The 23,429-nt window shown below is 64.5% G+C and carries 18 protein-coding genes; 5 read left to right on the top strand and 13 right to left on the bottom strand.

Translation table 11 applies throughout. From position 1 onward, the window contains the following. Window positions 1-67: 67 nt before the first annotated feature. The 10 genes from FB598_RS08155 to FB598_RS08110 form a co-directional block, all read right to left on the bottom strand. Window positions 68-1,237 carry a lactonase family protein gene (locus FB598_RS08155; protein ID WP_255463858.1) on the bottom strand — a complete coding sequence of 390 codons (1,170 nt, stop codon included), beginning with the start codon at window positions 1,235-1,237 and terminating at the stop codon, window positions 68-70. Between the two features lie 226 nt (window positions 1,238-1,463). After that, the gene (locus FB598_RS08150; protein ID WP_141913648.1) at window positions 1,464-2,585 is read right to left on the bottom strand and encodes a porin; all 1,122 of its coding nucleotides are present in this window, start codon (window positions 2,583-2,585) and stop codon (window positions 1,464-1,466) included. Between the two features lie 156 nt (window positions 2,586-2,741). Next, a complete protein-coding gene (locus FB598_RS08145; RefSeq protein ID WP_141913649.1) occupies window positions 2,742-3,638 on the bottom strand; it encodes a phosphate ABC transporter substrate-binding protein in 897 nt (298 codons plus the stop codon). A gap of 24 nt (window positions 3,639-3,662) precedes the next feature. Continuing rightward, window positions 3,663-5,207: an acetolactate synthase large subunit gene (locus FB598_RS08140; RefSeq protein ID WP_141913650.1), complete on the bottom strand. Its 1,545-nt coding sequence runs from the start codon at window positions 5,205-5,207 to the stop codon at window positions 3,663-3,665. A gap of 1 nt (window position 5,208) precedes the next feature. Beyond that, window positions 5,209-6,066 carry an HpcH/HpaI aldolase/citrate lyase family protein gene (locus FB598_RS08135; RefSeq protein ID WP_141913651.1) on the bottom strand — a complete coding sequence of 286 codons (858 nt, stop codon included), beginning with the start codon at window positions 6,064-6,066 and terminating at the stop codon, window positions 5,209-5,211. Between the two features lie 26 nt (window positions 6,067-6,092). Continuing rightward, window positions 6,093-7,076, bottom strand: a complete 984-nt coding sequence (locus FB598_RS08130; RefSeq protein ID WP_141913652.1) for a protocatechuate 3,4-dioxygenase — start codon at window positions 7,074-7,076, stop codon at window positions 6,093-6,095. A gap of 44 nt (window positions 7,077-7,120) precedes the next feature. Beyond that, complete coding sequence (locus FB598_RS08125; protein WP_141913653.1) at window positions 7,121-8,458, bottom strand: MFS transporter; 1,338 nt, start codon at window positions 8,456-8,458, stop codon at window positions 7,121-7,123. A 63-nt stretch (window positions 8,459-8,521) separates the two neighbouring features. Next, entirely contained in the window at window positions 8,522-9,370 is an 849-nt protein-coding gene (locus FB598_RS08120; RefSeq protein ID WP_141913654.1) for an amidohydrolase, read from the bottom strand. A gap of 24 nt (window positions 9,371-9,394) precedes the next feature. Continuing rightward, a complete protein-coding gene (locus FB598_RS08115) occupies window positions 9,395-10,420 on the bottom strand; it encodes an amidohydrolase family protein (protein WP_141913655.1) in 1,026 nt (341 codons plus the stop codon). A gap of 17 nt (window positions 10,421-10,437) precedes the next feature. Beyond that, the gene (locus FB598_RS08110; RefSeq protein ID WP_141913656.1) at window positions 10,438-11,412 is read right to left on the bottom strand and encodes an ABC transporter substrate-binding protein; all 975 of its coding nucleotides are present in this window, start codon (window positions 11,410-11,412) and stop codon (window positions 10,438-10,440) included. Between the two features lie 362 nt (window positions 11,413-11,774). Here FB598_RS08110 and FB598_RS08105 point away from each other — a divergent pair, with 362 nt between their 5' ends. From FB598_RS08105 to FB598_RS08090, 4 genes are all read left to right on the top strand, one after another. Continuing rightward, the gene (locus tag FB598_RS08105; protein ID WP_141913657.1) at window positions 11,775-12,722 is read left to right on the top strand and encodes a helix-turn-helix domain-containing protein; all 948 of its coding nucleotides are present in this window, start codon (window positions 11,775-11,777) and stop codon (window positions 12,720-12,722) included. A 136-nt stretch (window positions 12,723-12,858) separates the two neighbouring features. Then, the gene (locus FB598_RS08100) at window positions 12,859-14,118 is read left to right on the top strand and encodes an MFS transporter (RefSeq protein WP_141913658.1); all 1,260 of its coding nucleotides are present in this window, start codon (window positions 12,859-12,861) and stop codon (window positions 14,116-14,118) included. A gap of 40 nt (window positions 14,119-14,158) precedes the next feature. Then, window positions 14,159-15,361, top strand: a complete 1,203-nt coding sequence (locus tag FB598_RS08095; RefSeq protein WP_141913659.1) for an MFS transporter — start codon at window positions 14,159-14,161, stop codon at window positions 15,359-15,361. A gap of 242 nt (window positions 15,362-15,603) precedes the next feature. Then, entirely contained in the window at window positions 15,604-16,371 is a 768-nt protein-coding gene (locus tag FB598_RS08090; protein WP_141913660.1) for a flagellar brake protein, read from the top strand. Window positions 16,372-16,479: 108 nt separating this feature from the next. Here FB598_RS08090 and FB598_RS08085 read toward each other — a convergent pair whose 3' ends face one another. Genes FB598_RS08085 through FB598_RS08075 form a run of 3 tightly spaced genes read right to left on the bottom strand, consistent with a single transcriptional unit; the run spans window position 16,480 to window position 22,183 of the window. After that, window positions 16,480-17,958, bottom strand: coding sequence for an efflux transporter outer membrane subunit (locus FB598_RS08085; RefSeq protein WP_141913661.1), 1,479 nt, complete (start codon window positions 17,956-17,958; stop codon window positions 16,480-16,482). Further along, entirely contained in the window at window positions 17,958-21,101 is a 3,144-nt protein-coding gene (locus FB598_RS08080; protein ID WP_141913662.1) for an efflux RND transporter permease subunit, read from the bottom strand. The genes FB598_RS08085 and FB598_RS08080 overlap by 1 nt, the downstream gene beginning before the upstream one ends. Continuing rightward, window positions 21,098-22,183, bottom strand: a complete 1,086-nt coding sequence (locus tag FB598_RS08075) for an efflux RND transporter periplasmic adaptor subunit (protein WP_141914199.1) — start codon at window positions 22,181-22,183, stop codon at window positions 21,098-21,100. Before FB598_RS08075 ends, FB598_RS08080 begins: the two co-directional genes overlap by 4 nt. 231 nt (window positions 22,184-22,414) lie before the next feature. On the opposite strand from FB598_RS08075, the gene FB598_RS08070 reads away from it, so the two are divergent. Then, window positions 22,415-23,119 (top strand): TetR/AcrR family transcriptional regulator, encoded by a 705-nt coding sequence (locus tag FB598_RS08070; RefSeq protein WP_141913663.1) that lies wholly within the window; start codon window positions 22,415-22,417, stop codon window positions 23,117-23,119. Window positions 23,120-23,429 lie beyond the last annotated feature (310 nt).

Raw genomic sequence — 23,429 nt, 5'->3', positions numbered from 1 at the left:
CGCGCAAAGGCCCCGCGTTGCCGATGGCAACGTTTCGGACAACTGTTTTCGTAGGAGATCCGGCCGCTTACTTCACGAAGGTCAGGCTGACCGGCGTGGGCACCTCGGCCGCATGAGACGTTTCCGACAGCTTTCCGGACACGGGATCGATGCCAAACACATTCACCTTGCCGCTGCGCTGGTTCGCCACCAACATCCACTTGCCGCTCGGATGGATCGCGAAGCCCCAGGGCCGCTCGCCGCCTGAGCCGATCCGCTGCACCAGCGACAGCGTGCCCGAGGCGGCATCGACGGCGTACGCCACCAGCGTGTTCTCGCCGCGATCTTCGACATACACATAGCGGCCATCGCGGCTGACGACGATTTCCGCACCGCTCCTGGCGCCCTGGAATCCCTCGCTGCTCACCGGCAGGGTCTGCACCGCGGCCAACCGTGCCTGTTGTGCGTCCCACCGCAAGACCGCCACCTCGGCGGTCAACTCGTTGAGCAGGTAGACGAACCGGCCGTCGGCGCCGAACGCCAGGTGGCGCGGGCCGCTGCCCGCGGGCGCCGCAAAGGCGCGTGCGCCGTCGCCGGCCGACAATGCGCGGGTGGCGCGGTCGAAGTCGTAGATGAACACGCGATCGGCGCCGAGATCGGGCACCAGCACGTGCCGGCCATCCGGCGCGAGCGCATTGCCGTGGTTATGCGGGTTTGCCTGGCGGCGATGGGGGCCGCTCCCGGCGGCCTTGATGGTCGACACCAGCGCCCCCAGGCTGCCGTCGGCATTGAGCGCAATGCTGGAGGTCGAACCGCCGCCGTAGTTGGCCGCCAGAAGCGTCATGGAAGGAGCGTCGAGCGTCAGGAACGTCGTGCCGCTGCCGCCCGTAGCGACTTCATTGATCTTGCGCAGGGCGCCGCTGGCACGGTCGACGGCGAACGCGGTGACGCTGCCTTCGCGGGTGTTGTCGTCATCGACGGCATACAGGATCGGCAACGCCGGATGGGCAACCGCCCAGGTGGAGCGAATACCTTCGGCGACAGGGCCGATCGCCGTCAAGCGGCCGCTGGCGGCATCGAAACGCAGCGCGCGGATCTGGCGCTCGTGCATGCCGACATAGACCAGTTCCTCATCCGCCCCGACGGCGCTCGCTGCGCTGGCGCCGGGCGAGGACAAACCCGCGGCGAATGCCAGCGCAATGAACGCGGCCATCACGCCTACGCGCACCAGAGTATTTTTCCCAAGCGACCGAATCATTACCGGCTGTCTCCAATATCCGTGGTTGGCCTCTTTTGGCTGCCAGGCTTATGCCTGGGATGCGGACCATTCTTGCCTTGTTGGCGCCGCGCGGCATCCCGCATTGCCCTGGATGCCGCTGCGCATGACTTTTTTCGTTGTTACAAGAATAGGGGATGGGGGGCTGCGCGTCTCTGCACAAAAATCAGATTCACTGGCATTTTTCCTTCTCCTATCCTCCTTGGCATCAGAAAGTATGCCGGATACCCGCCATGACCGACTGCTGCGACCCGCCCGGCAACGGCGTCGTGCCGGGCGGATTGGTGCTGACGGCGGCGGCCTGCGTGCCACCGTTTTTTACCGCCGAGGCGGACAGGTAGAACGAGGTACGCTTGGACAGCAGGTAGGTGCCGCGCAAGGTCAGCAACGTGGCGCGGTTGGCCGAGTCGTCGAACCTGAGCGTGGCCAGCATGCCATCGAGCACCACCACCGGCGTCACCGGCGCGAGGCCGGCGATCCAGAACAAGTCGCTCCTGGGCGTGGCCGCACTGCCGTCGTTCTTGCGCTTGAGCCATCCCACGCCGACCTGGTTGCCGCCGAACTTGAGGTAGCCGTTCACGGTAAGACGGGTATCGCTCTTGGCCGACGACGTCAACCCGGCATACGTAGCCGCGGTGCCGCCGTACTGGCGCTCGAATGCGCTGACCACGCCCCAGTTTCCGCCATCGTATTTCAGCATTGCCGAATATTCCCGGCACTGCTGCTTGTCGGTCGACTCCCCCGGACAGTTGGTGGCGGTGGGATTATTGGCGCTGGCAGTGTCGCGCCCGAAACTGTAATTCACGCCGCCGCTCAAGCGCCCCATCGCGCCGCGGTAGGACACGGAATTGTCGGCCCGCGCATTGGGAATGCCGCTGTCGAGCGCACCCAGGCCTTGCGACGCGGCCGCGAAGATATCGGCGTCAAGCATGCCGTAGTAGCGCATGGTGTATTGGCGGCCGAAAGTCAGCGTTCCCCACGGCCCCGACAGGCCCACGAAGGCCTGCCGCCCGAACATGCGCGCCTGGCTCCAGCCGCCGGTATCGGCCATCAGGCCCGTTTCCAGAGTGAAGATCGCCGCCAGGCCGCCGCCGAGATCTTCCGTTCCCTTGAAACCAAGGCGCGATGGCGTGCCGCCGTAGCCCACGCGAAACTGGCCGCCGCTCTGCCCGTTCGAATCGGGCACGCCGCGCACGTATTCGACACCGGTATCGATCACGCCGTACAGCGTGACCGAACTGCTTCCGGCAGGAGGGTTGCTTTCTTGCGCCAGCGCGGGCAAGGCAAGCGTCATCGCGGCGCACAGGCCGGCAGAAATACTGCGTTTCATCGTTGGTCTCCGTAGATTCTTTTATTGTTGTTATTGATTGGCGGGAAAGCGCTGCCCGGAACGGACAGCGCCTACTGTCGTTCTTCTTTTCTTATGGCGTTCCACTTGCTCCTTGCGCCGGCGTCCGGGACGGCGCAACGACGTCATCTTTCCGGCTCAGCCCAGCGCGCCGGTGACATCGTCGAACAGTTCGTCCACTGTCAACCTGCGCGGAATGATTTTCTGGTCCAGCGCCCAGTCGATCGCGAGCTGGATGCCCTTGCGGTTAGGTTCCAGGCCGATCGGCGGGAAGATCTCCGGCACGCCGCCTTCGGTCAAGGCGCGGCTTTCCACCACCATGCGGTAGAGCTCGCGCACGATCTCAGGATGCTTCTTCGAGATGTCCTCGTGCACCACGAACATGTGGTTGATCGGCACCACGCCTTCGCGCGCGAACCAGTCTTTCGCCGCCTCCTTGGCATTGGGCACCAGGGTGCGCACGCGCGGATCCTTGGGCATGTCCTCGCCCAGCAGGGCCGCATCGAGCTGGCCGTCGAGCATCATCTGCGGGATCGACGATCCCTTGGGCAAACGCTGGCAATTGGATGGGTCGCTGTACTCGGCCAGATGGCCGTCGTTGAGGGTCATCCAGGTCACCTTATCCAGGTCGACGCCATATTCGTGGCGCAAGATGCCGCGGATCCACAGCGCGGTAGTCTGGGTATAGGTGCGCACGCCGACCTTCTTGCCTTCGATGTCCTTCGGATCGAGATGACCGAAGTCGATGTTGTATCCGGCGCAATGATGCTGGAAGCGCCCGGAGATCGGCGTGGGCAGCAACACATACGGCTTGCCGTAAGCCTTGGCCTGCAAGAAGGTGACGATGGCGAGCTCGCCGGCATCGAACTGGTTCTCCCGCACCATGGCCTTGAAGCCGTTGTGCGCCGGGGTCGGCCCACAATAGTCGAGTTCGACGATGTCGGATTTCACGCGTCCGTCACGCATCGCCTTGGTGACGGCATATTCGGCCAGGTTGGTACGCAAGATAGGCACCTCGGTTGCAGTGGTTGTCATGTCTGGTTCACTCCTTGTGGATGGTTACAGCCTCACCTCGATGAGCGACGGCCCCGGTTCGCGCGCCGAGTCGGTCATGGCCTTGTAAAAGCCTTCTGCCGAATCGACTGCCGTTGCCGGCACTCCCATGCTCTTGGCCATGGCCAGCCAGTCGATGCGAGGGCGATCGATGTCGATCATCGACAAGGCGCGTGCGCCCGGCGTGCCGGCGCCCATGTTGGCGTACTCCGCCTTCAGGATGGCGTAGCTGTTGTTAGCGAAAATGATGGTGGTGATGTTCAGGTTCTCGCGCGCCTGGGTCCACAGCGACTGGATGGTGTACATCGCGCTGCCGTCGCCGACCATGCAGAACACGCGGCGGTCCGGGCAGGCCAGCGCGGCGCCGGTCGCCACCGGCGTGGCGTAGCCGATGGAGCCGCCCATGTTGTTGATCAGGTCGTGCGGTAAGGCCCCCATGGTGTGGCCCATCGACTCGCGGCCGGTGGTCAGCGACTCGTCCACCAGGATGCAGTTTTCCGGTAAGGCGGCGGCCAGCGCATGCGCCACGCTGACCGGATTCAGGGCGCCGGTCGGCACCGGCGTCTCGATACGCGGCTGCAGGATGGGCGAGATGCTGCCGGCACCCAGCGCGTCGAGCAGCATGTCGAACGCCAACGCACTGTCCTCGTCATCTTCCACCAGCGGATGCACCACGCTACCTTCGCTTTTGAGCAGGCTGGGCTTGTCCGGATAACTGAAGAAGGCAACCGGCTCACGCGTCTCCACCGTGATGATGTGCTTGAAGCCGCGCAGGAAAGCCTGTGCCTGCGGCACCGCATAAGGGATGCGTTCGATCGGCACGCGTCCCGCGCCGCGCTCGATGCGCGCGGTGAAGAATTGCGAACCCAGCCGCGCGCCGGTCGCAGCGGCGACACGGCCGGCCTTCTCCAGCGCCGCGCCGCGCGTGGCCTTGTTGGCCAGGATGATCAGCGCCGGCTCGCCCGAACGCAACACGCGCGCCACATGCTCGATGCGCGCGGCGTCGGGCTTCTTGCGCACGGCAGCCGCACGCGGCGCCGCGACGGGCGCGCCCGCCTCTTGCCAGGAAGTGTCGCCGGGCAGAATCAGCGTGGCGATCCGGCCCGGATGTTCGGACGCCTTGGCCACCGCCTTGGCGGCGTCCCAGGCGATCGCGCCGGCCGAGTCCGCGCGCCGCACCCAGTGCGACAGCGGACGCGCCAGGCCTTCAATGTCGGACGTCAGCGGCGGATCGTACTTGAGGTGCGAGGTCGAATGCTCGCCGATGATGTTGACCATCCCCGATGAGGCGCGCCTGGCGTTATGGATATTAGCCAGGCCGTTGGCCAGCCCCGGCCCCAGGTGCAGCAGCGTGGAGGCCGGCGCGTCCTTCATGCGGTACCAGCCGTCGGCCGCGCCGGTGGCCACGCCTTCGAACAGGCACAGCACGCTGCGCATCCTCGGGTTCTCCAGGGCCGCCAGGAAGTGCATCTCCGAGGTGCCGGGATTGGCGAAGCAGATATCCACTCCCTGGTCCACCAGGGTCGCGACCAGGCTTTCGGCGCCGTTCATCTCAGTAACCCGCCATCTCGCGGCCCAGGCCGACCACGCCGTAGCTGCGCTGCGGCGCCGACATCAGGAAGCGGTAGCCCTCTTCCTGCAGGCGGCGGTGATTCTTGCCGGTGACGTGCGGGTTGCCGACCACCACCTTGTGCTTGTGGCAGGTGTCGACGATGCGGCGCATCGCGTCCACCACTTCCGGATGCTCATACTGGCGCGGGAAACCCAGCTCCTGCGACAGGTCGCCCTCGCCGATCAGGATGAAGCCGATGCCGGGCACGTTCTTGAGGATGTCGTCCAGGTTTTCGATGGCCTGGGTGCTTTCGCACATCAGGCCCACCAGCAGCTCGCCCTCCGGCGCCAGCGGCCAGACGTCGGCCTTCTTGTAGTATTCGTCCATCGACAGGCCCCAGTAGCGCGAAGCATTGGCCGGGCCATCGCCGCGCACGCCCTTGGGTTCATACAGCGACGCGTTCTTCGGACGGGCGTAACGGCACGACGCCACCGCGTTGTAGGCCTGCTCGACGGTGGCAACGTGCGGCCAGATCACGCCGTAGACGCCGCGGTCCAGCACCTGCTTGGCGAAAGACTGGTTCATCTCGGCGCCGTTGGCAGGGATGCGCGCCAGCGGCGTGACGCCCGGCGCCACCGAGCCGGTTTCGGCGATCTTCTTGCGGTTGAGCATGTACTGCAGCGCATCGCCCAGCGCGGCGACATCGTAAGGGTTGTGCTCCATCTCGTAGACGATGCCGTCATACGGCGCATCGCTCATCTCGATGGCGGTCTGCTTGTCCAGTTTGGAAAACGCCGCGAATGCCGGCTTTCCGGATTCAAATGCGCGGATGATGCTGTTTAAGCGTGTGTTCGACATGTCATTTCTCTCTCAGGTAAATCGCCTCAAGCGGCTTTCCAGTACATGAATCCCATTCCTTCGCCGGTGCCCGCCGGCGTGCGCCAGCAAGGCACGTAATCCACCAGCGTCATCTCGGCCCCGGTTTCCTGCAGCGCCTTCATCACGCTCACATAGAGCTTGATTTCGGAGGTGCCGGACTGGTAATAGCCGTCTTCGACCGCGGCCAGGCCGTCGTAGTCGTACTCGCCCAGCATCTTCATGATCTTGTGGTCGAACTCCTCGTCGTTGACGAAGTGCGACAGGCCTCCGGAGGCGAAGATGCCCACCCGCACATCTTCCGGCCAGGCGTTGACGGCATCGCGCAAGACACGGCCGAACTCGATGCAGCGCGCCATCGACGGCTGCGTCGGCGGGTAGAAGCAGTTCATGATGATCGGCACATGCGGCGGCGGGTTGTCGCCCATGATCTGGTGGTACACGAAACTGTAGGCATGCGGCACGACCGGGTAATCCGGCAGCGGTTTCATCCAGACGTTGTCGGGCCAGGCGAACAGATCGGTAAGGTCGAAATTGGCGCGCTGGAAGTGGTCGATCAGGTAGTTCGCCAGCTGCGGATGGCACTTGTGCGTGACATGGTGGTCGGGCGCGTACACCGAACGCTGCGGCGGTCCGTTGTGCACTTCCTCGCCGGTGTAGATGGCGATGGAAGGCGAGAAGTCGGTGAAGATTTCCTTCTGGTCCTTTCCGAGGATGATCGCCACATCGACCCTGGCCTCGCGGTAGGCGGCGGCCATCTTGTCCAGCGCGGCGCGGCAGCGGGCGGCGCGGGCGGTACGCTCATCCAGCGTCAGGAAAGGTTCGAAAGCGGCGCCACGGTGCGCCTCCAGCTCGGGGTAGGTCCAGGTGCGGTTGCGGAACCAGAGTTGCGGATTGTTGCGGTCGCGCTCGCCGTTCTTCAGCCAGTCTTCCGGCGCTTGTCCCAGCATGCCGCTGTGCGGCACCGCCATGCCGAATACGATTTTTGCCATGTACTTTTTCCTAATGAATGTTTTTATTGAATTGGGTCGGCGGCTTACACCCGGCGCGGCGACGATTCATGCGAACGCTCGCGGGCCTTGGGCTTGTCATCCTCGGCGTTGCCTTCCACCGATGCGTCTTCGCTGGCCCTGGGCGCCCATTGCGGCCGGTACAACACCACCGTAGCCGCCGCGCCAATGAGCAGGAAAACCAGGATCACCAGCATCGGCAAGTCATAGCTGCCGGTGGCATGCAGCAGCCAGCCGGAGAGACTTGCCGCCACGCCGCCGGCCAGGCTGGTGGCGACCTGCTGGACACCGGTCACCAGCCCGATGGCCTGGCGCGGGATCAGCGTCAGGCGCGACAGTACCAGATTGTTGGCGGTGGTCAGCCCCAGCCACGACAGCGAGAACACATTCCAGAACAGCGCCGCCTCCAGCGATTCCGCGCGGGCGCCCAAGAGCACCGTACAGCCGCCGACGAAACCGGCGATGATGAACACCTTGCGCACCAGCACCGGGTTGTTGCCGCGCGAGATCAGGTAATCCGCCGCGGCGCCGGCAATGGCGGCAACGATGGCGATGCCGGCAAAGCTGAAGAAGGTGTACAGACCCGATTGCGCCAGCGACAGGCCGCGCTGCTCGACCAGATAGGCCGGCATCCAGGTCATGCAATAGAAGGTGAAATAGCCGTAGCAAAAGTTGGTGATCAGGCCGCCCCATACCACCGGGCTGACCAGGATGCGGCTCAGCGGCACCGTGCCTGCGCGGCGGCCGGCCACCTTGCGTTCGTTCTTGTCCGGGAAATCGTTGCGCACCATCAGCAGCCAGGGCACCAGCCACAGCAATCCGGCCGCGCCGGTGACGATGAACATGAACTGCCACGAGTAATGGACGATGATCCAGGCGCCCACCGGCGCGCCGATGGCCGGGCCGAACTTGTTGCCCATGGCCAGGATTCCCACCGCCAGGCCGTTGCGGCTTTCGTCGAAGTTGTTGCGGATCCAGCGGTAGCTGGCCGGGATGACGATGGCCTCGGCCGCACCGATGATCAGGCGCATGACCACTAACGCCACCAGGGTGGTGACCGCGCCCATCAGCGCGGTGGCAATGCACCACAGGGCGAAGCAAATCGCGTACGGCCATTTCACGCCGTAGCGGTCGGCCACGTAGCCCATCGGAATCTGGAACGCCGCATAAGACCAGAAGAACGCGGCATTGACCCAGCCGCGGTCGACGCTGCTGAGCGCGAATTCGCGCACGAACTCGGGATCGGCCAATGCCGACGAGATGCTGGTGCGGTCGATATAGGAAATCAATACGCCCATCGCCAGAAGCGCGAGGATGATCCAGCCTCCGGCCGCTCCATGCCTTCCAGTCTTGCCTGTCTCCATTTTCTTCTTTCTTTTGGTGTGGTGTCGCTTGCGGGGAGGACGGCATCATGCCGTCCTCCTGCTTTAAGCCAGGCCCGGGTACAAGGTCTTGGCGGTCTTGCTGAAGATCCATGCGCGGTCCTGCTCCGACAGGCAAGCCGTGCCGGCCTGGGCAGTCGCCAGGATCTCGGCCAGCGTACCGGGCGAGGTCGGGAAGTTCGATCCCCATGCCAGGCGCTGTGCGCCGAAGGCTTGCACCACCTTCGGGAAGAAGGTGTCGGCGCTGGCCTTTTCCTTCCTGACGTCGCCGAAGATGCGCGGCGTCAGCTTGAAGTAGATGTTTTCCAGCGGCGCCAGCTCGAACAGGCTGGCGGCCTTGGCGTAGGGAGGGCCATCTGTGACGTCCGGGCGCGCCAGGTGGTCGAGGATGATCTTCACGCCGGGGAAGCGTTTGGCCAGTGCGGTCACTTGCGGCAGGCCGACGGGGCCGGTCTGGATGCACATGGTCAAGCCCAGTTCAGCGCACAGTTCCCAGGCCGGGAAGGAGCGCGGATCGTCCAGCTCGCTGGGATCGAACTCCTTGGTGCTGCCGCCGGTAAACAGGCGCAGGCCGGCCAGGCCGCGCGCCTGCCATTCGCGGATGCGCTGGACCGCGTCCGGCTGCAGCACATCGACCGAGCCGACGGCCACCAGGCGGCCGGCGTACTTGTTGCAGCCGTCGACCACATAGCTGTTGTCGAAGCCGTAGGTGGTGGAAGAATGGACCACTGCCGCCTTGGCTACGCCGGCCGCGTCCATGGCGGCGATCAGCGCCTCCACGGTGGAAGGACGCTCCCGGGACCAGTCCGAACGCTTGCCGAACAACGGCGCCGGCGGGTATTTGCCCTCATCGTCGGAGATGATGTGCGGGTGGATGTCTACGATGGAAGTCATGATGTTTACTGTCCTTCTTGTTGGTCAGCGGCCGCGCGCCTTGAGGCGCTTGTCCAGGCGCGGATAGACGCGGCGCGCATTGCCTTCGAAGATCTTGTAGCGGTCTTCGCCGCTGAGCGCGTCGCAGGCGTCGAGGTAGCGCTTGGTGTCGTCGAAGTACTGGCCGGTGGCCGGATCCTTGCCGCGCACGGCGCCGATCATTTCCGAACCGAACAGCACGTTGTCGGCGGGGATCACCTTGGTCAGCAGCTCCACGCCGGGCTGGTGGTAGACGCAGGAGTCAAAGAAGATGTTGTCGAGCAGGCCTTCCAGCGGACGCTCGCGCATTTCCAGCGACATGCCGCGGTAGCGTCCCCAGTGGTAAGGCACCGCGCCGCCGCCGTGCGGAATGACCAGGCGCAGGGTCGGGAAATCCTTGAACAGGTCGGATTGCAGGATCTGCATGAACACCGAAGTGTCGGCGTTCAGGTAGTGCGCGCCGGTGCCGTGGAAACACGGGTTGCACGATGCCGCCACGTGGATCATGGCCGGCACGTCGAGCTCGACCAGCGCCTCGTACAGCGGATACCACTCGCGGTCGGTCACGGGCTTGCCGGTCCAGTAGCCGCCGGTCGGGTCCGGATTCAGGTTGCAGCCGACAAAGCCCAGCTCTTCCACGCAGCGGCGCAGCTCGGGAATGCTATTGGCCGGCGCGGCGCCGGGCGACTGCGGCAACTGGCAGACAGGGGCGAAGTTGTCCGGATACATCTCGGTGACGCGGTAGACCAGGTCGTTGGAGATCTCGGCCCATTCCAGGCTGGTGCGCTCGTTGCCCAGGTGGTGGCTCATCAGGCCGGCGATGGGCGAAAACAGCGTCATGTCGCTGCCGCGCTCGCGCTGCAGCTTCAACTGGCCATTGCCGATGGCGTCGCGGATCTGGTCGTCGGAGACATGCGCCTCGGCACGCGAAGGCGCGTTGGCCGGGTCGTTGGCGAACTCGACCTGCTTGGCGCGCCAGTTGCGGAAAGAGGCAGGAACGGTCGTGAAATGGCCGTGGCAATCGATGATCATGTTTTTCTCCGTACGGCTTAGGCTTGCGGGTCCACGAACAGCTCGCCGATGGACATGCGGCGCGGCGTCAGGCCTTGCTTGAAGGCGGTGGCTTCCAGGGTTTCGATGGTCTTGAGGTTTTCCTTCAGGCCGTAGGGCAGCGGGTCGTAGCCGACGATCTTGCGCATCTCCAGGTATTTCTTGTCGCCGGCGCTGGTGGCGGTGCCGGCATCCAGGCGCGCCAGCCATTCTTTCTTGGCCTGGTCGAAGGCCTGGTAGATCGATTTGGCGATCCACGGGTGTTCGGCCAGCACCGAATCCTTGACCACGATGGTGCCGTGCATCGGATAGACGCCGGTACGGGCGTAATAGTCGGCTTCCAGTTCGGCGGCGTTGGGCAGCAGGTCGGGGTAATCGGCTTCGACTTCCTTCCAGCCGCCGGTGGGCGCGCCGGTACGGCCGATGCCGGCGGCGGCGGCGAAGCCCGCAGCCAGCTCGCCCTGGGCCATCATGTCGGCCAGCGAACTGCCGGCGGGGGCGTGGATCACATTGTCCGGCAGCTTCAACTGGGTGACGTGCTCCTCATCGTCGACCACCCAGGTCACCTTGGATGAGTCCAGGCCGAACTCGTCGATCAGCACCTGGCGCGTCCACACGCCGGTGGTCACCGAATAGGCGCGCACGCCGACCTTCTTTCCCTCGAGATCCTTGGGCGTCCGGATGCCAGCGTCCGGACGCACCAGGAGGCCTCCATGGTGGAAACGCCGCACCACGAAGACCGGCAGGCCGACGAAGGGCGCGCCATAGGCGCGGGCGATGATGTAAGTGGTGGGCGCCAGTTCGCACACATCGAATTCGACGTCGCGCACCATCCGTCGGAAGGCGCCGATCTGCGGCTGGACGGTGACGAATTCGGCATCCACCCCCTCGATGGGGATGGATCCGTTGCGGATGGCTGCGGTATGCGGATGCTCGGCGATCGCGATCTTGAGCGGGACTTTCTTGGCCAACATGTTCTCCTTGATATTCGTGCTCCGATGCCGGAGCCTCAGCCTCCGGTCTTGGGTGGAGCTAAGAATAGGAGATGGCGAAACGGGCGTCCCTATACAAAAAGTAGATTCACTGGCATTTTTTGCCGGATCGTATCCCGGGCGGCACGGCGCAATGAGATTTGTAACGCGAAGCGCCAATCAATTGAGCCAAAACCGATCCGGGTCTAGAATGGCATCGCCCATCGGTCGAGGGGAAAAGCGCACACGCCAAGAAGCAAGCATGACTTGCCCGTGCCGGATCGACTCATTTCATGCAAACTGAAACGACCACAGACGCTGCCCGCACCAGCCATCCACTCGTTCCCGCAGCACAAGGAGACTTCATGACACACAGTGCGATGACCAGGCACCCACGCAACCCGCGGGATGACACGGCGCTCAAGACGGTTCCCAAGGTTCGCCTGTATGTCGAGCGCGATGCCGAGCAGGAAAACTGGTTCGTCAATGTCGGCCATATGACCGACCGCGGCCGTTGGCGCACCGCGCCGCATGCGCATCCGAAATACGGCCAGGTGATCTTCGTTCGCAAGGGGCGCGGCGTGATGAACCTGGAAGGCCGCAGCCTGCCATTCGAAGGCCCGTGCGCGCTGCTGTTGCCGACCGAATGCGTCCACGGTCTCGACTATGAGATGGACGTCGACCGCTGGGTGGTCACCATCGAGGTGGCGTACCTCACGCAAGTCAACGCCAAGCTCCATGAATTCATCCAGCTCTGGTCCTTGCCCCGCATGATCCCGCTGTCTTACGCACCGGAGGCCGAGGACGATTTTTACCGGCTGGTCCGCAGCCTCGAGCACGAAATCCAGTCCAACGCGGTAGGCCATATCGTCGGCACCGAGGCCCTGCTTACCACGCTGTTGCTGATGCTGGTGCGGGGCGCAGACCTTGAGCAGCCCGTCAGCGAAGGCGCCGTTCGCAACGACATCCGCCTCACGGAACGCTTCCGGGAACTGATCGAACAGCATTACCGCGAGAACCTGCAACTGCAGGACTATGCTTCGATGATGGCGGTCTCGCTGGTGCAGTTGAGGACGGCCTGCGCATCGGCTGCGGGGCAAAGCCCGGCCAAGATGATCCATGCGCGCCTCATCACGGAAGCCAGGCGTCATCTGATTTTCGGCGACATGTCGGTAGAACAGATCGCTTTCTGGCTGGGCTTTGCCGATGCTGCGTACTTCACCCGCTTCTTCCGCAAGGAAGTGGGGCAGACGCCCAGCCAGTTCCGCATCACCGCCCGGCAGCAGCCGCAACGCGCGCCCGGCGGAGCCTGAAAAGTACCGATGAAAATTCATTTTATGCAAGGACGCCCTGCTTCGCATCGCCTATGCTGTTTTGACTGGAAAAACGCCATCTCAAGCCGCGCCGCGGCACTGGCGCCGGCATCTCATAACAAAAAGAGGAAGAGGCATGCGGACGAGGAACCATCCGAAAGTGGAAAAACCGTGGGGGGTCGTCGTCTTGCTCGCACTGGGGCTGATGATCGCCTTCGTGGACCGCACGAGCCTGTCGTCGGCATTGGCGGAGAAAAGCTTCATCGCCGGATTCGGCCTCAACAGCATTGAGCGCGGATGGTTGAATTCGGCTTTCTTTTGGTCGTACGGCCTGCTGCAGATGCCGATGGGCTGGTTGGTCGACCGCTATGGCGTCAAATGGCCCTACACGATCTGCTTCATGCTCTGGTGCCTGGCTGCGGCGGCCACCGGCATGGTGACGACCTTGTCCGCGCTGCTGCTGATGCGGTTACTCATCGGCGTAGCCGAGTCGGTTGTCATCCCCGCCACTTACCGCTATCTCGCCGACAACTTCGAAGAGCACCAGAAAGGAACCGCGCTGGGTATCTTCTCCATCGGCGGCAAAATGGGCCCGGCGCTGGGCGCGCCAATCGCGGCCTGGCTCATCGTCACCCATTCTTGGCAAGTGATGTTCATCGCTACCGGCCTGGTCGGGCTGGTGTGGCTGGTCCCCTGGCTGCTCCTGCTGCGCAACGATTACCCGTCCAGGGAACAACTGGCGTCCCGCGCGCGGAGAGCGTCCTCGGTGCCGCTGGTCAATCTGTTATCCAGTCCTGTCGTTTGGGGCGGTCTGGTCAACAATTTTTGCTACGCCTATTTCACCTTCTACTGCATGACCTGGATGCCGGCGTACCTGGTGGAGCAGCGCGGCCTGTCGCTGACCCATTCGGGGCTGTATACCTTCTTCAGTTTTGCCGGCATCGCCATCGTAGCGGCCATCGCCGGATGGGCATCGGATCGGCTGATCGCACGAGGCAAGGATGCGGTACGCGTACGCAAGTCGTTCATCGTCGCCGGCTTCATCGGCGGCACGACGGTCCTGCTCGGCGCCTACGCGCAGAACCTGGAAATGGCCCTGTTCTGGAACGTGACTTCGCTGTCGCTGCTAGGGCTGGTCACCGCCAACAACCTGGCACTGTGCAAGCTCACGCTCATTCCCAGGCAAGCGGTAGGCTTGAATACCGGACTGCAGCAGGTGGCAACGAGCCTGGCGGGCGGCATTTCCGCCAGCTTGTCCGGCTGGCTGCTGCACCTGGGCGGCAACTACGAGCTGCCGATGATGGCGATCTTCGGCTTCCTGGTCGTCGGAGCCGCCAATACCATCGTGCTCATGCGCCGCGAATGGGCGCCGAAGGTCGATCCGGCCCAGGAATAAGCGACGGCCTTCCAATCTCCCCTGCACCGCTTTATCAACGATGAACAATCCGCTGCGCGAGCTCCCTTCTTTCCGCTATTTCTTCCTGTGCCGGATCGCCACCACCATGGCCAACCAAATGCTGATGGTGATCGTTGCCTGGCAAATGTACGACATCACGCACAGCGCATACGACCTGGGCCTGGTCGGCCTCGCTCAGTTCATCCCGGCGCTGGCGCTATGCCTGGTGGTCGGCCAGGCTGCCGACCGGTATGACCGGCGCATCATCCTGATGGCCAGTTTCGGCGGCCAATGCGCGGTGGCGCTTGTGCTGATTGCAGGCACGAACGGTGGCTGGCTGGGGCGCGACGTCATCTTGGCGGCGTCGATCGCCCTGGGGGTAGCAAAGGCATTTCAGATGCCCACCCAGCAAGCTTTATTGCCCACATTGGTGCCGCTGGCGGCGCTGCCGCGCGCGCTTGCCGTCAATTCCGCCGGCTCGCAATTCGCCACCATCGCCGGACCGGCCATCGGCGGCTTCCTTTATGTTGCAGGGCCGCAAACGGTGTATGGCATATGTGCGGCGCTGCTGCTGGCCGGCGCCGCCGCCCTGCGGCTGATCCGCTATGAACGCGCGCTGCCGCCGCGTGAACCTGCCACGCTCCGGGGTCTGTTCTCCGGAATCAGCTTCATCTGGAAGCGCAAGGAGGTACTGGGAGCGATCTCTCTTGATCTTTTTGCGGTCCTCTTCGGCGGCGCCACGGCCTTGCTGCCGATCTTCGCACGCGACGTGCTGCATACCGGCTCATGGGGGCTGGGCCTCTTGCGCTCGGCGCCGGCCATCGGGGCCTTGTTCATGTCGCTGTATCTGGCGCGCCATCCGATACGCCGCCGCGTGGGCAAGATCATGTTCGGCTCGGTCGCGCTATATGGCATGGCGACGATCGTGTTCGCGCTCTCCGATTCATTCCTCTTGTCGCTGGCGGCGCTTACGCTGACCGGCGCATTCGACATGATCAGCGTAGTGGTACGGCAGTCGCTGGTACAGCTCGATACGCCCGATGATATGCGCGGCCGCGTCAGCGCGGTCAATTCCATTTTCATCGGCGCCTCCAACCAGTTGGGGGAATTCGAATCCGGCTTGACGGCCGGCTGGTTCGGCACGGTGCCGTCCGTTCTGCTGGGGGGAGCGGGCACGCTTTTGATCGTGGCCTGCTGGGTACGGATATTCCCAACGCTGGCGCGCCGGGAAAAGCTGGCCTGATAGCCGTTCCCATACGCCGCCATCAAATCCGGCAAGAAACGCCAGGATTTTCCCGAGCATGTTTTCTCTTCGGGACCTGGCATGCCTATCCGGCCCAATCCCTTTCCCAGCAACGATGCGCGATTGCCGCAGGGCAATCCGGGTGCTATGCTATGACCTCATTTTTATGCGCTTGCCTGCTGCAATGCACAATGACGGGATAATTCGATTCTTTGTTGAACCGAAATGATGGGGGCTTGCAAATGAACAATAATATGCCTGAGTCAGAAGAGGCCAGATACCAAGTGTCCTCCAAGAGGGAAATCATTGCGCTGTTGAGCGCGATGATGAAGGAGAACCTTGAGCTATCCATTCTTCTCAACGAGATGGAAGAGGCGATCGCGACTTCCATCTTGCGCATGGAGGAGGATGTCATGTTCGTCAAGGCGGCGCCGACCCCCAGCCTGAACAAGGCGATCGTGGAAAGCAGCGGCGTGGTTTTTTCCGCCAATCCACGCAACGCCTTGATCAAGTTTTCCGCCAAGCAGGTCCGTCACACCGAACCCCACGAGCAGTTTTTGGCGCTGAAGGTCGACATCCCCGATCAACTGGTGCGCATACAGCGGCGCGAATTTTTCCGCATTGCCATTCCGTCGACCTCATCCCTGCGCTGCAAGATCCGCTTCACTTCGCCCGACGGGAAGTTCAACCTGGTCTGGGTTGCCATCAGCAATATCAGCGCGGGAGGCGTCGGCATCACCGACAAAAGCGCGTCGGTTCCATTGCAGGTGAATACCGTTTATGACGATTGCCACCTAGAATTGGGGATGGCCACGACCGTCCCCATCAGGCTCAAGGTGCGGTCGCTCAAAAAAGAAGAGCAGCCCAACGCAAGCCATATCCACCATTTTGGCTGTGAATTCGTGGAGACCCCGCGCGCTGTTCTGGCGTCCATTCAAAAATTCATCTTGCAATTGGAACGCGAACAGAATGCCCAAAAAATAAAAATCAAGGACGATCCCGCCAAATAAATCATAGCGCGGTATCGCGATGTCTTTCTATTTCCCGGCACGCGCCGTTTTTGCCCTTTCCTCCCTGTCCCTGCCCCCACGCTGACCCAAGACTGCCGTCGTCTTGTCCTAACGCTTTTCCTGCGCAGCCCCCTCCTGCACATCAATGCTCACCCCCATGGCCTGGAACAGGGTGGCCGTATCGGCCAGCCGCGTCGCCGTGGCGCGGATTTCGCCAAGGCGCGCATTGAGGTATTGGCGCTCGCCGGCGCGCGCGGCGCTCGGGGCAACCGCGCCCAACGAGGTCTTCCTTTGCGCATTGCGCCAGGTCTGCTCGCTGTGGCCGCGCGCGGCCGATGCCGCCTGCAGCGCGTCGGCGTCATGGGTCAGCGCTACCAGGCTGTCGGCCACGTTCTGGAAGGCGTTCAATACCGTCTGCCGGTAATTGTCTTGCGACGCCTGATAGGCTTCCTGCGCGGCGCGCCGGCGTGCGCGCAGGGCGCCGCCGTGGAAGATCGGTTGCGTGATGGAGGCGCCGATGCCCCACACCGCGCCCGCGGCGCCGGTGGCCTTGGGCCAGCTGAAGCCGGATTGCCCGAACGAGGCATTGATCGACAGGCTGGGGAACATCTCGGCCGTGGCCAGCGCTTCCTGCGCGGCGGCCACTTTCAGCGCGGCGTCGGCCGCCAGGATGTCGGGGCGCTGGCGCAGCAGGTCCGACGGCACCGACAGCGGCACACGCTCGGGCAGGCGCAAGGCGGCGATATCGAGGTCTGCCGGCGCGGCATCCGGCGTACGCCCCATCAGCACCGCCAACGCATGCCGCGTGGCCTGCCATTGCGATTTCAATCCCGGCAGGCTGGCGCGCAGCGACTGCGCGCTGGCCTGGGCGGCCAGCACATCGTCGGCCGCCACCGCGCCGATTGCGGCGCGCCGCTGTAATTCTTGCGCATCGGTGTCGGCCAGCGCCGCCAAGCGTTCGGTCTGCACGACCTGTGCTTGCAACGAGGCCGCATTGATGGCGGCGATCACCACGTTGGCGGCCAGCGTGCGGCGCGCCGCGTCGAACTGATAGGACTGGGCATCGACCTGGGCCGCCAGCGCCGAGTTGGCGTAGCGCTCCACGCCGAACAGGTCGAAGGTATAGCTGGCATTGATCTCGCCGGCAAAGACGTTGTACAGGTTGGTCGGCGGCCCCATGGTGGGCAGGCCCAGCGCGCGCTGGCGGGTGGCTTGTCCGACCGCGTCGATGGTGGGCCACAGCGATTCGTTGATCTGCGCGCGCAGTTGCTCCTTGGCGCCGGCCAGGCTGCGTTCGGCCTGCGCCAGCGAATGGTTGTGCTGCAGGGCTTCTTCCACCCAGGCCGACAATTCGGGCGAGGCATAGGCCTGCCACCATTGCGGCACGGCGCGCTGGCCCAGCACGAATTGCTGGCGGGCGCCGTCGGGGCCGATGGCGTCCGGCGTGGCTTCCACCGCGTAATGGTCGGGCTGCGGCATGGCCGGCGCATCGCCGCTCGGGCCCAGGGCGCAACCCGACAGCGCCGACAAGGCCAGCATCGCCAGCAGGGTCAGCCGCTGCGGCTTGAACATTTCATGAGTACGCATCAGTGGCTCCCTTGCGTTGCCGCGTCGCCGTGGTGGGTTTCATTGGGCTTGACCCGGTAGCACAGCGCATACAAGGCCGGCAGGTAGAACAGGGTCAGCACGGTGGCAATGGTGATGCCGCCCATCAGGGCGGTGGCCATCGGGCCGAAGAAGTTGCTGCGCAACAGCGGGATCAGCGCCAGCACCGCCGCCGCCGCGGTCAGCGTGATGGGGCGGAAGCGCCGCACGGTGGCGCCGACGATGGCGTCGAAGCGGCCGCGGCCGGCGGCGATGTCCTGTTCGATCTGGTCCACCAGGATCACCGAGTTGCGCATGATGATGCCCAGCATGGCGATGGTGCCCAGCATGGCGACGAAACCGAACGGCTGGCGAAACAGCAGCAGCGCGCCCACCACCCCGATCAGGCCCAGCGGCGCGGTCAGCACCACCATCATGGTGCGGCCGAAGCTTTGCAGCTGCACCATCAGCAACAGCAGCACGGCGATCACCATCAGCGGCATCTGCGCCGAGATCGAGGACTGCGCCTTGGCGTTTTCCTCGACCGGGCCGCCGACCTCGATGCGGTAACCCACCGGCAGTTCGGCGCGCAGCGCATTGAGCTTCCCGTTGACTGCGTTGGTGACGTCGATGCCCTGCACGCCGGCGCGCACGTCGGCCAGCACGGTAATGGTGGGCTGGCGGTCGCGTTCCCAGATCACGCCGTATTCCAGCGTATTGCGGAACTGCCCGAGCGCGGCCAGCGGCACCGGGCCGTTGGCGGTCGGCATGGACAACGTGGACAGGCGGGATGGATCGACGCGTTCGTTGCGCGGCGCGCGCAGGTCGACACTGATCAGCTTGTCGCGCTCGCGGTACTGGGTCACGGTATAGCCGGACAGCTGCATGGCCAGGAAGTTGGAAATCTGCTGCGAGGTCAGCCCCAGTTCGCCGGCGCGCTTCTGGTCCACTTCGAACGACACCGAGCGCTGGGCCGGTTCATCCCAGTCGAACTGCACATTGGTGGCGCGGCTCTCCTTGCGGATCTCGGCCGCCACCTGCTCGGCGATGGCGCGCACCTTGGGGATCTGCTCGCCGCTGACGCGGAACTGCACCGGGAAGCCGACCGGCGGGCCGTTCTCCAGCCGCGTCAGGCGCGTGCGCAGGCCGCTGAACTGGGTGCGCAACGGCTCTTCCAGCGCGCGGGCCAGGGCCTCGCGATCCTCCACCGATTTGGCCGTGACCACGAATTGCGCGAAATTGGCGCTGGGCAGTTGCTGGTCCAGCGGCAGGTAGAAACGCGGCGCGCCGGTGCCGACGAAGCTGACCACATGGTCGATCTGCGGACGGCCCTTGAGCACCGCCTCCATGCGCTGCGCCTCGCGCTGGGTGGCCTCGAAGGAAGCGCGCTCCGGCAGGCGCAGGTCGATCAGCAATTCGGGACGGTCCGAGCTGGGGAAGAACTGCTGCGGCACCAGGCCGAACGCCGCCAGCGAACCGAGGAACAGCAAGGTCGTGGCCAGCACCACGCGGCCGCGATGGGCCACGCACCAGGCCACCATCTTGCGCAGGCGGGTGTAGATCCTGGTCTGGTAGATCGGATGGTCGTGGTCTTCCTCGTCATGGCCGGCATGCGGATTGGCGGCGATCTGCTCGTCGGTGAGCGCGCCGGGTTTCTCCTTGAGCATGTGGTAGCCCAGCAGCGGGATCAGCACCACCGCCGCCAGCCAGGACAGCAGCAAGGCGATGGCCGAGACTTCGAAGATCGAGCGGGTGTATTCGCCGGTGCCCGACTTGGCCAGCGCGATCGGCAGGAAGCCCGATACCGTCACCAGCGTGCCGGTCAGCATCGGGAAGGCGGTGCTGGTATAGGCGAAGGCGGCCGCGCGGCGGCGGTTCCAGCCCTGTTCCAGCTTCACCGCCATCATCTCCACGGCGATGATGGCGTCATCCACCAGCAGGCCCAGCGCCAGCACCAGCGTGCCCAGCGAGACCTTGTGCAGGCCGATGTCGAACATGTCCATGAACAAGGCGGTAACCGCCAGCACGATCGGGATCGAGATCACCACCACCATGCCGGTACGGATGCCCAGCGACACCAGGCTGACCACCAGCACGATGGCGACCGCCTCGGCCACGGCTTCGAGGAAATCGTCCACCGATTTCTCCACCGCGTGCGGCATGCTGGACACCGCCGTCAGTGCCAGTCCGGCAGGCAGCCGCTTGCGCAGCTCCTCCGTGCGCGCATCGAGCGCCTTGCCCAGGCGAATCACATCGCCGCCGGGTTGCATGGTCACGCCGATGCCCAGCACCGGCTTGCCGTTGGAGCGCATTTCCTGCTCCTGCGGCTCGTCATAGCCGCGCCGGATGGTGGCGATGTCGCCCAGGCGGAAGTTGCGGTTGTTGATGTGGACGATCTTGTTTTCGATCGCGCTGACATCCTCGAACTGGCCGGTGGGCCGCACATACACGCGGTCGTTGCCGGTGGTGACCAGGCCGCCCGGCACCACCGCGTTCTGGCCGCCGATGGCATCGGCCAGCTGCTGCGGGCTGATGCCCAGGCGCGTCATCTTGGCGTTGCCGATGTCGATGTAGATGTGCTGGTTGCGGTCGCCGAAATAGTCGATCTTGCCCACTCCGGGCACGCGCAGCAGCTCGCCGCGCAGCTGGTCGGCATAGTCGCGCAGTTGCGCCGGCGTGAAGCCGTCGCCTTCCAGCGCGTAGATGTTGGTATAGACGTCGCCGAACTCGTCGTTGAAGTACGGCCCGCGCACGCCCTGCGGCAAGGTGGCGGCGATGTCGCCGACCTTCTTGCGCACCTGGTACCAGGTCTTGGGTACCTGCGCGGCAGGCGCCGTGTCCTTGATGGTGAAGAACAGCTGCGACTGCCCCGGGCGCGAATAGCTGCGCAGGAAATCCACGTCCGGCGTTTCCTGCAGCTTGCGCGCGATGCGATCGGTGATCTGTTCCTGCACCTGGCGCGCGGTGGCGCCCGGCCAGTCGGTCTGGATCACCATCACCTTGAAGGTGAACGGCGGGTCTTCCGACTGCGACAGCCTGGTGTAGGAACCGACGCCCAACAACGTCACCAGCGCCAGGATGAAGGTCACCAGCGCCTGGTGCTGCAGGGTCCAGGAAGAGAGATTGAAACGGCCAGGCGCGCTCATAGTGCGAAGTCCTCGGCATGCAACGGCGCGATGGGCTTGACCTTTTCGCCGGCGGTCAGCGTATGCACGCCTTGCACCACGACCTTGTCATCGGCGCCCACGCCTTGCGCCAGCGAGATGCTGCGCTCGCCATAGGCGGCCACCGTCACCGCCCGCAATTCCAGCTTGCCGTCGCCGCCGACGATCCACACCGCGGGCTTGTCGCCCTGGTGGAACAGGGCCGTGGCCGGCAGCACCATGACCGGCGCGGCTTGCCGTTGGCCTGCCTCCGGTGCGATGGCGACTTCGCCGGTCATGCCCAGGCGCAGCGCTGCGTCAGGCTGTTCCAGCGTGACCTTGACGCGGTAGGTGCGACTTTGCGGATCCGCCGCCGGGCTGACCTCGCGCACGCGGCCGCCGAAGCTGCGCCCCGGCAAGGCCGGCAACGTAACGGTGGCCGGCGCGCCCGGCCGGATGCCCGCGACCTGGTTGTCGGCCACGTCGGTGATCACGTCCACCGCGCCGGACCAGGCCAGCGAAAACACCGGCTGGCCGGCCGATAGCACGTCGCCGGTATTGGCCTGCTCGGCACTGATGACGCCATCGTGTTCCGCCAGCAGAACGGTATAGTCGCGCTGGTTGCCGGCCACCGCCGCGCGCGCCTGGGCCGCCTTGAACTGGGCCTGCGCCGCCGCATGGGCATCCTGGCTTTGCTCCAGCTGTTGCGTGCTGATCAGGTTCTCGCGCGCCTGCTCGGTATCGCGCTTGAGCTGCTTTTCGGCCGCATCCAGATGCTGGCGCGCCGAGGCCAGGTCGGCCCGCGCGCTGGCGGCATTGTGTTCGGCATCGGCCGGGTCCAAGCGCGCGACCGCCTGTCCCTTGCGCACCGCATCGCCCAGATGCACGCGGCGCTCCACCAACTGGCCGGCCACCCGGAAGGACATCGCCGTGACAAAGCGCGCCTGCACTTCGGCCGGCAGGTGCAGCACTTGCGCAGCGTTACGCTGCTGGGCCTGCAAGACCACCACTTCGCGCGGCGCTTCAGCCACCGGCGCCGGCTTGCTGCAGGCCCCCAGGGCCAATGCCAGCGACAGCGCCAGCACCGAAGGCGCCAGGCGCCGCACGCCGGCAACGCGCGCAGGCAAGCTGCGCAAGCGGGAATGGCGGGAATGGAGAGCAATCTTCACGACGGTCCTTTCATGGAAGGTAGATGTCCGGATCGCCGCGCGCTCCGAATCCCCGAAGGCAAGCGCTTCGGATTTCCGGCATTCTAATTCATATACGAATTCAAATGCAACATTGTATTTGGATTCATCAATGCTAAAATTTCCCCCATGACACGCCAACGACTCAGCCGCGAGCAAAGCCGGGAGCAGACCAGGGAAAGGCTGCTGGACGCTGCACACGCCGTTTTCATGCAAAAGGGATTCCCGCTAGCCAGCGTGGAAGACATCAGCGCCGCGGCCGGTTATTCGCGCGGCGCCTTCTATTCCAACTTCGACGACAAGACCCAGCTGTTCTTCGAACTGTTGCGCCGCGAAGGCGAAGGCATCGACCAGGAGTTCCACCGCATGCTGGGCGGCCCGACCGACGATCCGCTGGCCCTGAAGGAAGAAGTTGCCGCCCATTACTCCCAGTTGTACCAGGGAGACAAATGCAGCCTGCTGTGGATGGAAGCGCGCATCGTCGCCTTGCGCGACGAGAAATTCCGTACCGAATTCAACGGTTTCCTGGAAGAGCGCTATCGCCAGATCGCCGAATTCGTCGAGATGTTTTCCAAACTGACCGGCACCCCGCCGGCAGCGCCGCCGCGCGAGATCGCCATCGGCCTGATGGCCTTGTGCGAAGGCGTGAGCTTTTCGCACCGCTGCGCACCGGGCATGGTGGACGCCAAGACGGCCGAATCGGTCCTGTCGTGGTTCCTGAAGGCTTCGATTGCGGTCCCGGCCGCACTGCAGCCACAACCGCAGCCGCAGCCGCAACGACAAAAGGCAACGCCGGCGCGCAAAGCGGCGGCGAAAAAGAAAAAGGCTGGCTGACACACGCTTGCGCATCGCCTCCCCTGCGCACAGCGAGCCCATCATGCCCTGCTCCGCAGCTTTTCCTGCAATGGACACATTGAACCGGCGGATCCGCGGCAGGCAACGCCCCGGCAGCGACCTGAGCATGCCGGGCGGTCTTTGAATGTTGCCATATCGACACCCTCCGGACACCGCCTGCCCAAGCTGTTGCGCGCATGCTCCGGCGCCCCGCCAAGGCCGCCTCGGACGGGCTCGCCCCAGGCATCAGGTGCTATAATCGCCAGCCTTTGAGGAATGGCTCGCCCACCGCGCCGGCAGGCTCCGCAGG

The organism is Herbaspirillum sp. SJZ106 (assembly GCF_006715495.1).
In the GTDB taxonomy this organism is placed as follows: domain Bacteria; phylum Pseudomonadota; class Gammaproteobacteria; order Burkholderiales; family Burkholderiaceae_D; genus Herbaspirillum.
The sequence above is the reverse complement of the archived record's forward strand: the minus strand, read 5'-3'. Positions and strand labels throughout refer to the sequence as shown.

Coding starts and splice junctions, on each gene's coding strand:
- FB598_RS08155 (WP_255463858.1), bottom strand. CDS start 1,237: ATGATTCGGTCGCTTGGGAAAAATACTCTGGTGCGCGTAGGCGTGATG.
- FB598_RS08150 (WP_141913648.1), bottom strand. CDS start 2,585: ATGAAACGCAGTATTTCTGCCGGCCTGTGCGCCGCGATGACGCTTGCC.
- FB598_RS08145 (WP_141913649.1), bottom strand. CDS start 3,638: ATGACAACCACTGCAACCGAGGTGCCTATCTTGCGTACCAACCTGGCC.
- FB598_RS08140 (WP_141913650.1), bottom strand. CDS start 5,207: ATGAACGGCGCCGAAAGCCTGGTCGCGACCCTGGTGGACCAGGGAGTG.
- FB598_RS08135 (WP_141913651.1), bottom strand. CDS start 6,066: ATGTCGAACACACGCTTAAACAGCATCATCCGCGCATTTGAATCCGGA.
- FB598_RS08130 (WP_141913652.1), bottom strand. CDS start 7,076: ATGGCAAAAATCGTATTCGGCATGGCGGTGCCGCACAGCGGCATGCTG.
- FB598_RS08125 (WP_141913653.1), bottom strand. CDS start 8,458: ATGGAGACAGGCAAGACTGGAAGGCATGGAGCGGCCGGAGGCTGGATC.
- FB598_RS08120 (WP_141913654.1), bottom strand. CDS start 9,370: ATGACTTCCATCGTAGACATCCACCCGCACATCATCTCCGACGATGAG.
- FB598_RS08115 (WP_141913655.1), bottom strand. CDS start 10,420: ATGATCATCGATTGCCACGGCCATTTCACGACCGTTCCTGCCTCTTTC.
- FB598_RS08110 (WP_141913656.1), bottom strand. CDS start 11,412: ATGTTGGCCAAGAAAGTCCCGCTCAAGATCGCGATCGCCGAGCATCCG.
- FB598_RS08105 (WP_141913657.1), top strand. CDS start 11,775: ATGACACACAGTGCGATGACCAGGCACCCACGCAACCCGCGGGATGAC.
- FB598_RS08100 (WP_141913658.1), top strand. CDS start 12,859: ATGCGGACGAGGAACCATCCGAAAGTGGAAAAACCGTGGGGGGTCGTC.
- FB598_RS08095 (WP_141913659.1), top strand. CDS start 14,159: ATGAACAATCCGCTGCGCGAGCTCCCTTCTTTCCGCTATTTCTTCCTG.
- FB598_RS08090 (WP_141913660.1), top strand. CDS start 15,604: ATGAACAATAATATGCCTGAGTCAGAAGAGGCCAGATACCAAGTGTCC.
- FB598_RS08085 (WP_141913661.1), bottom strand. CDS start 17,958: ATGCGTACTCATGAAATGTTCAAGCCGCAGCGGCTGACCCTGCTGGCG.
- FB598_RS08080 (WP_141913662.1), bottom strand. CDS start 21,101: ATGAGCGCGCCTGGCCGTTTCAATCTCTCTTCCTGGACCCTGCAGCAC.
- FB598_RS08070 (WP_141913663.1), top strand. CDS start 22,415: ATGACACGCCAACGACTCAGCCGCGAGCAAAGCCGGGAGCAGACCAGG.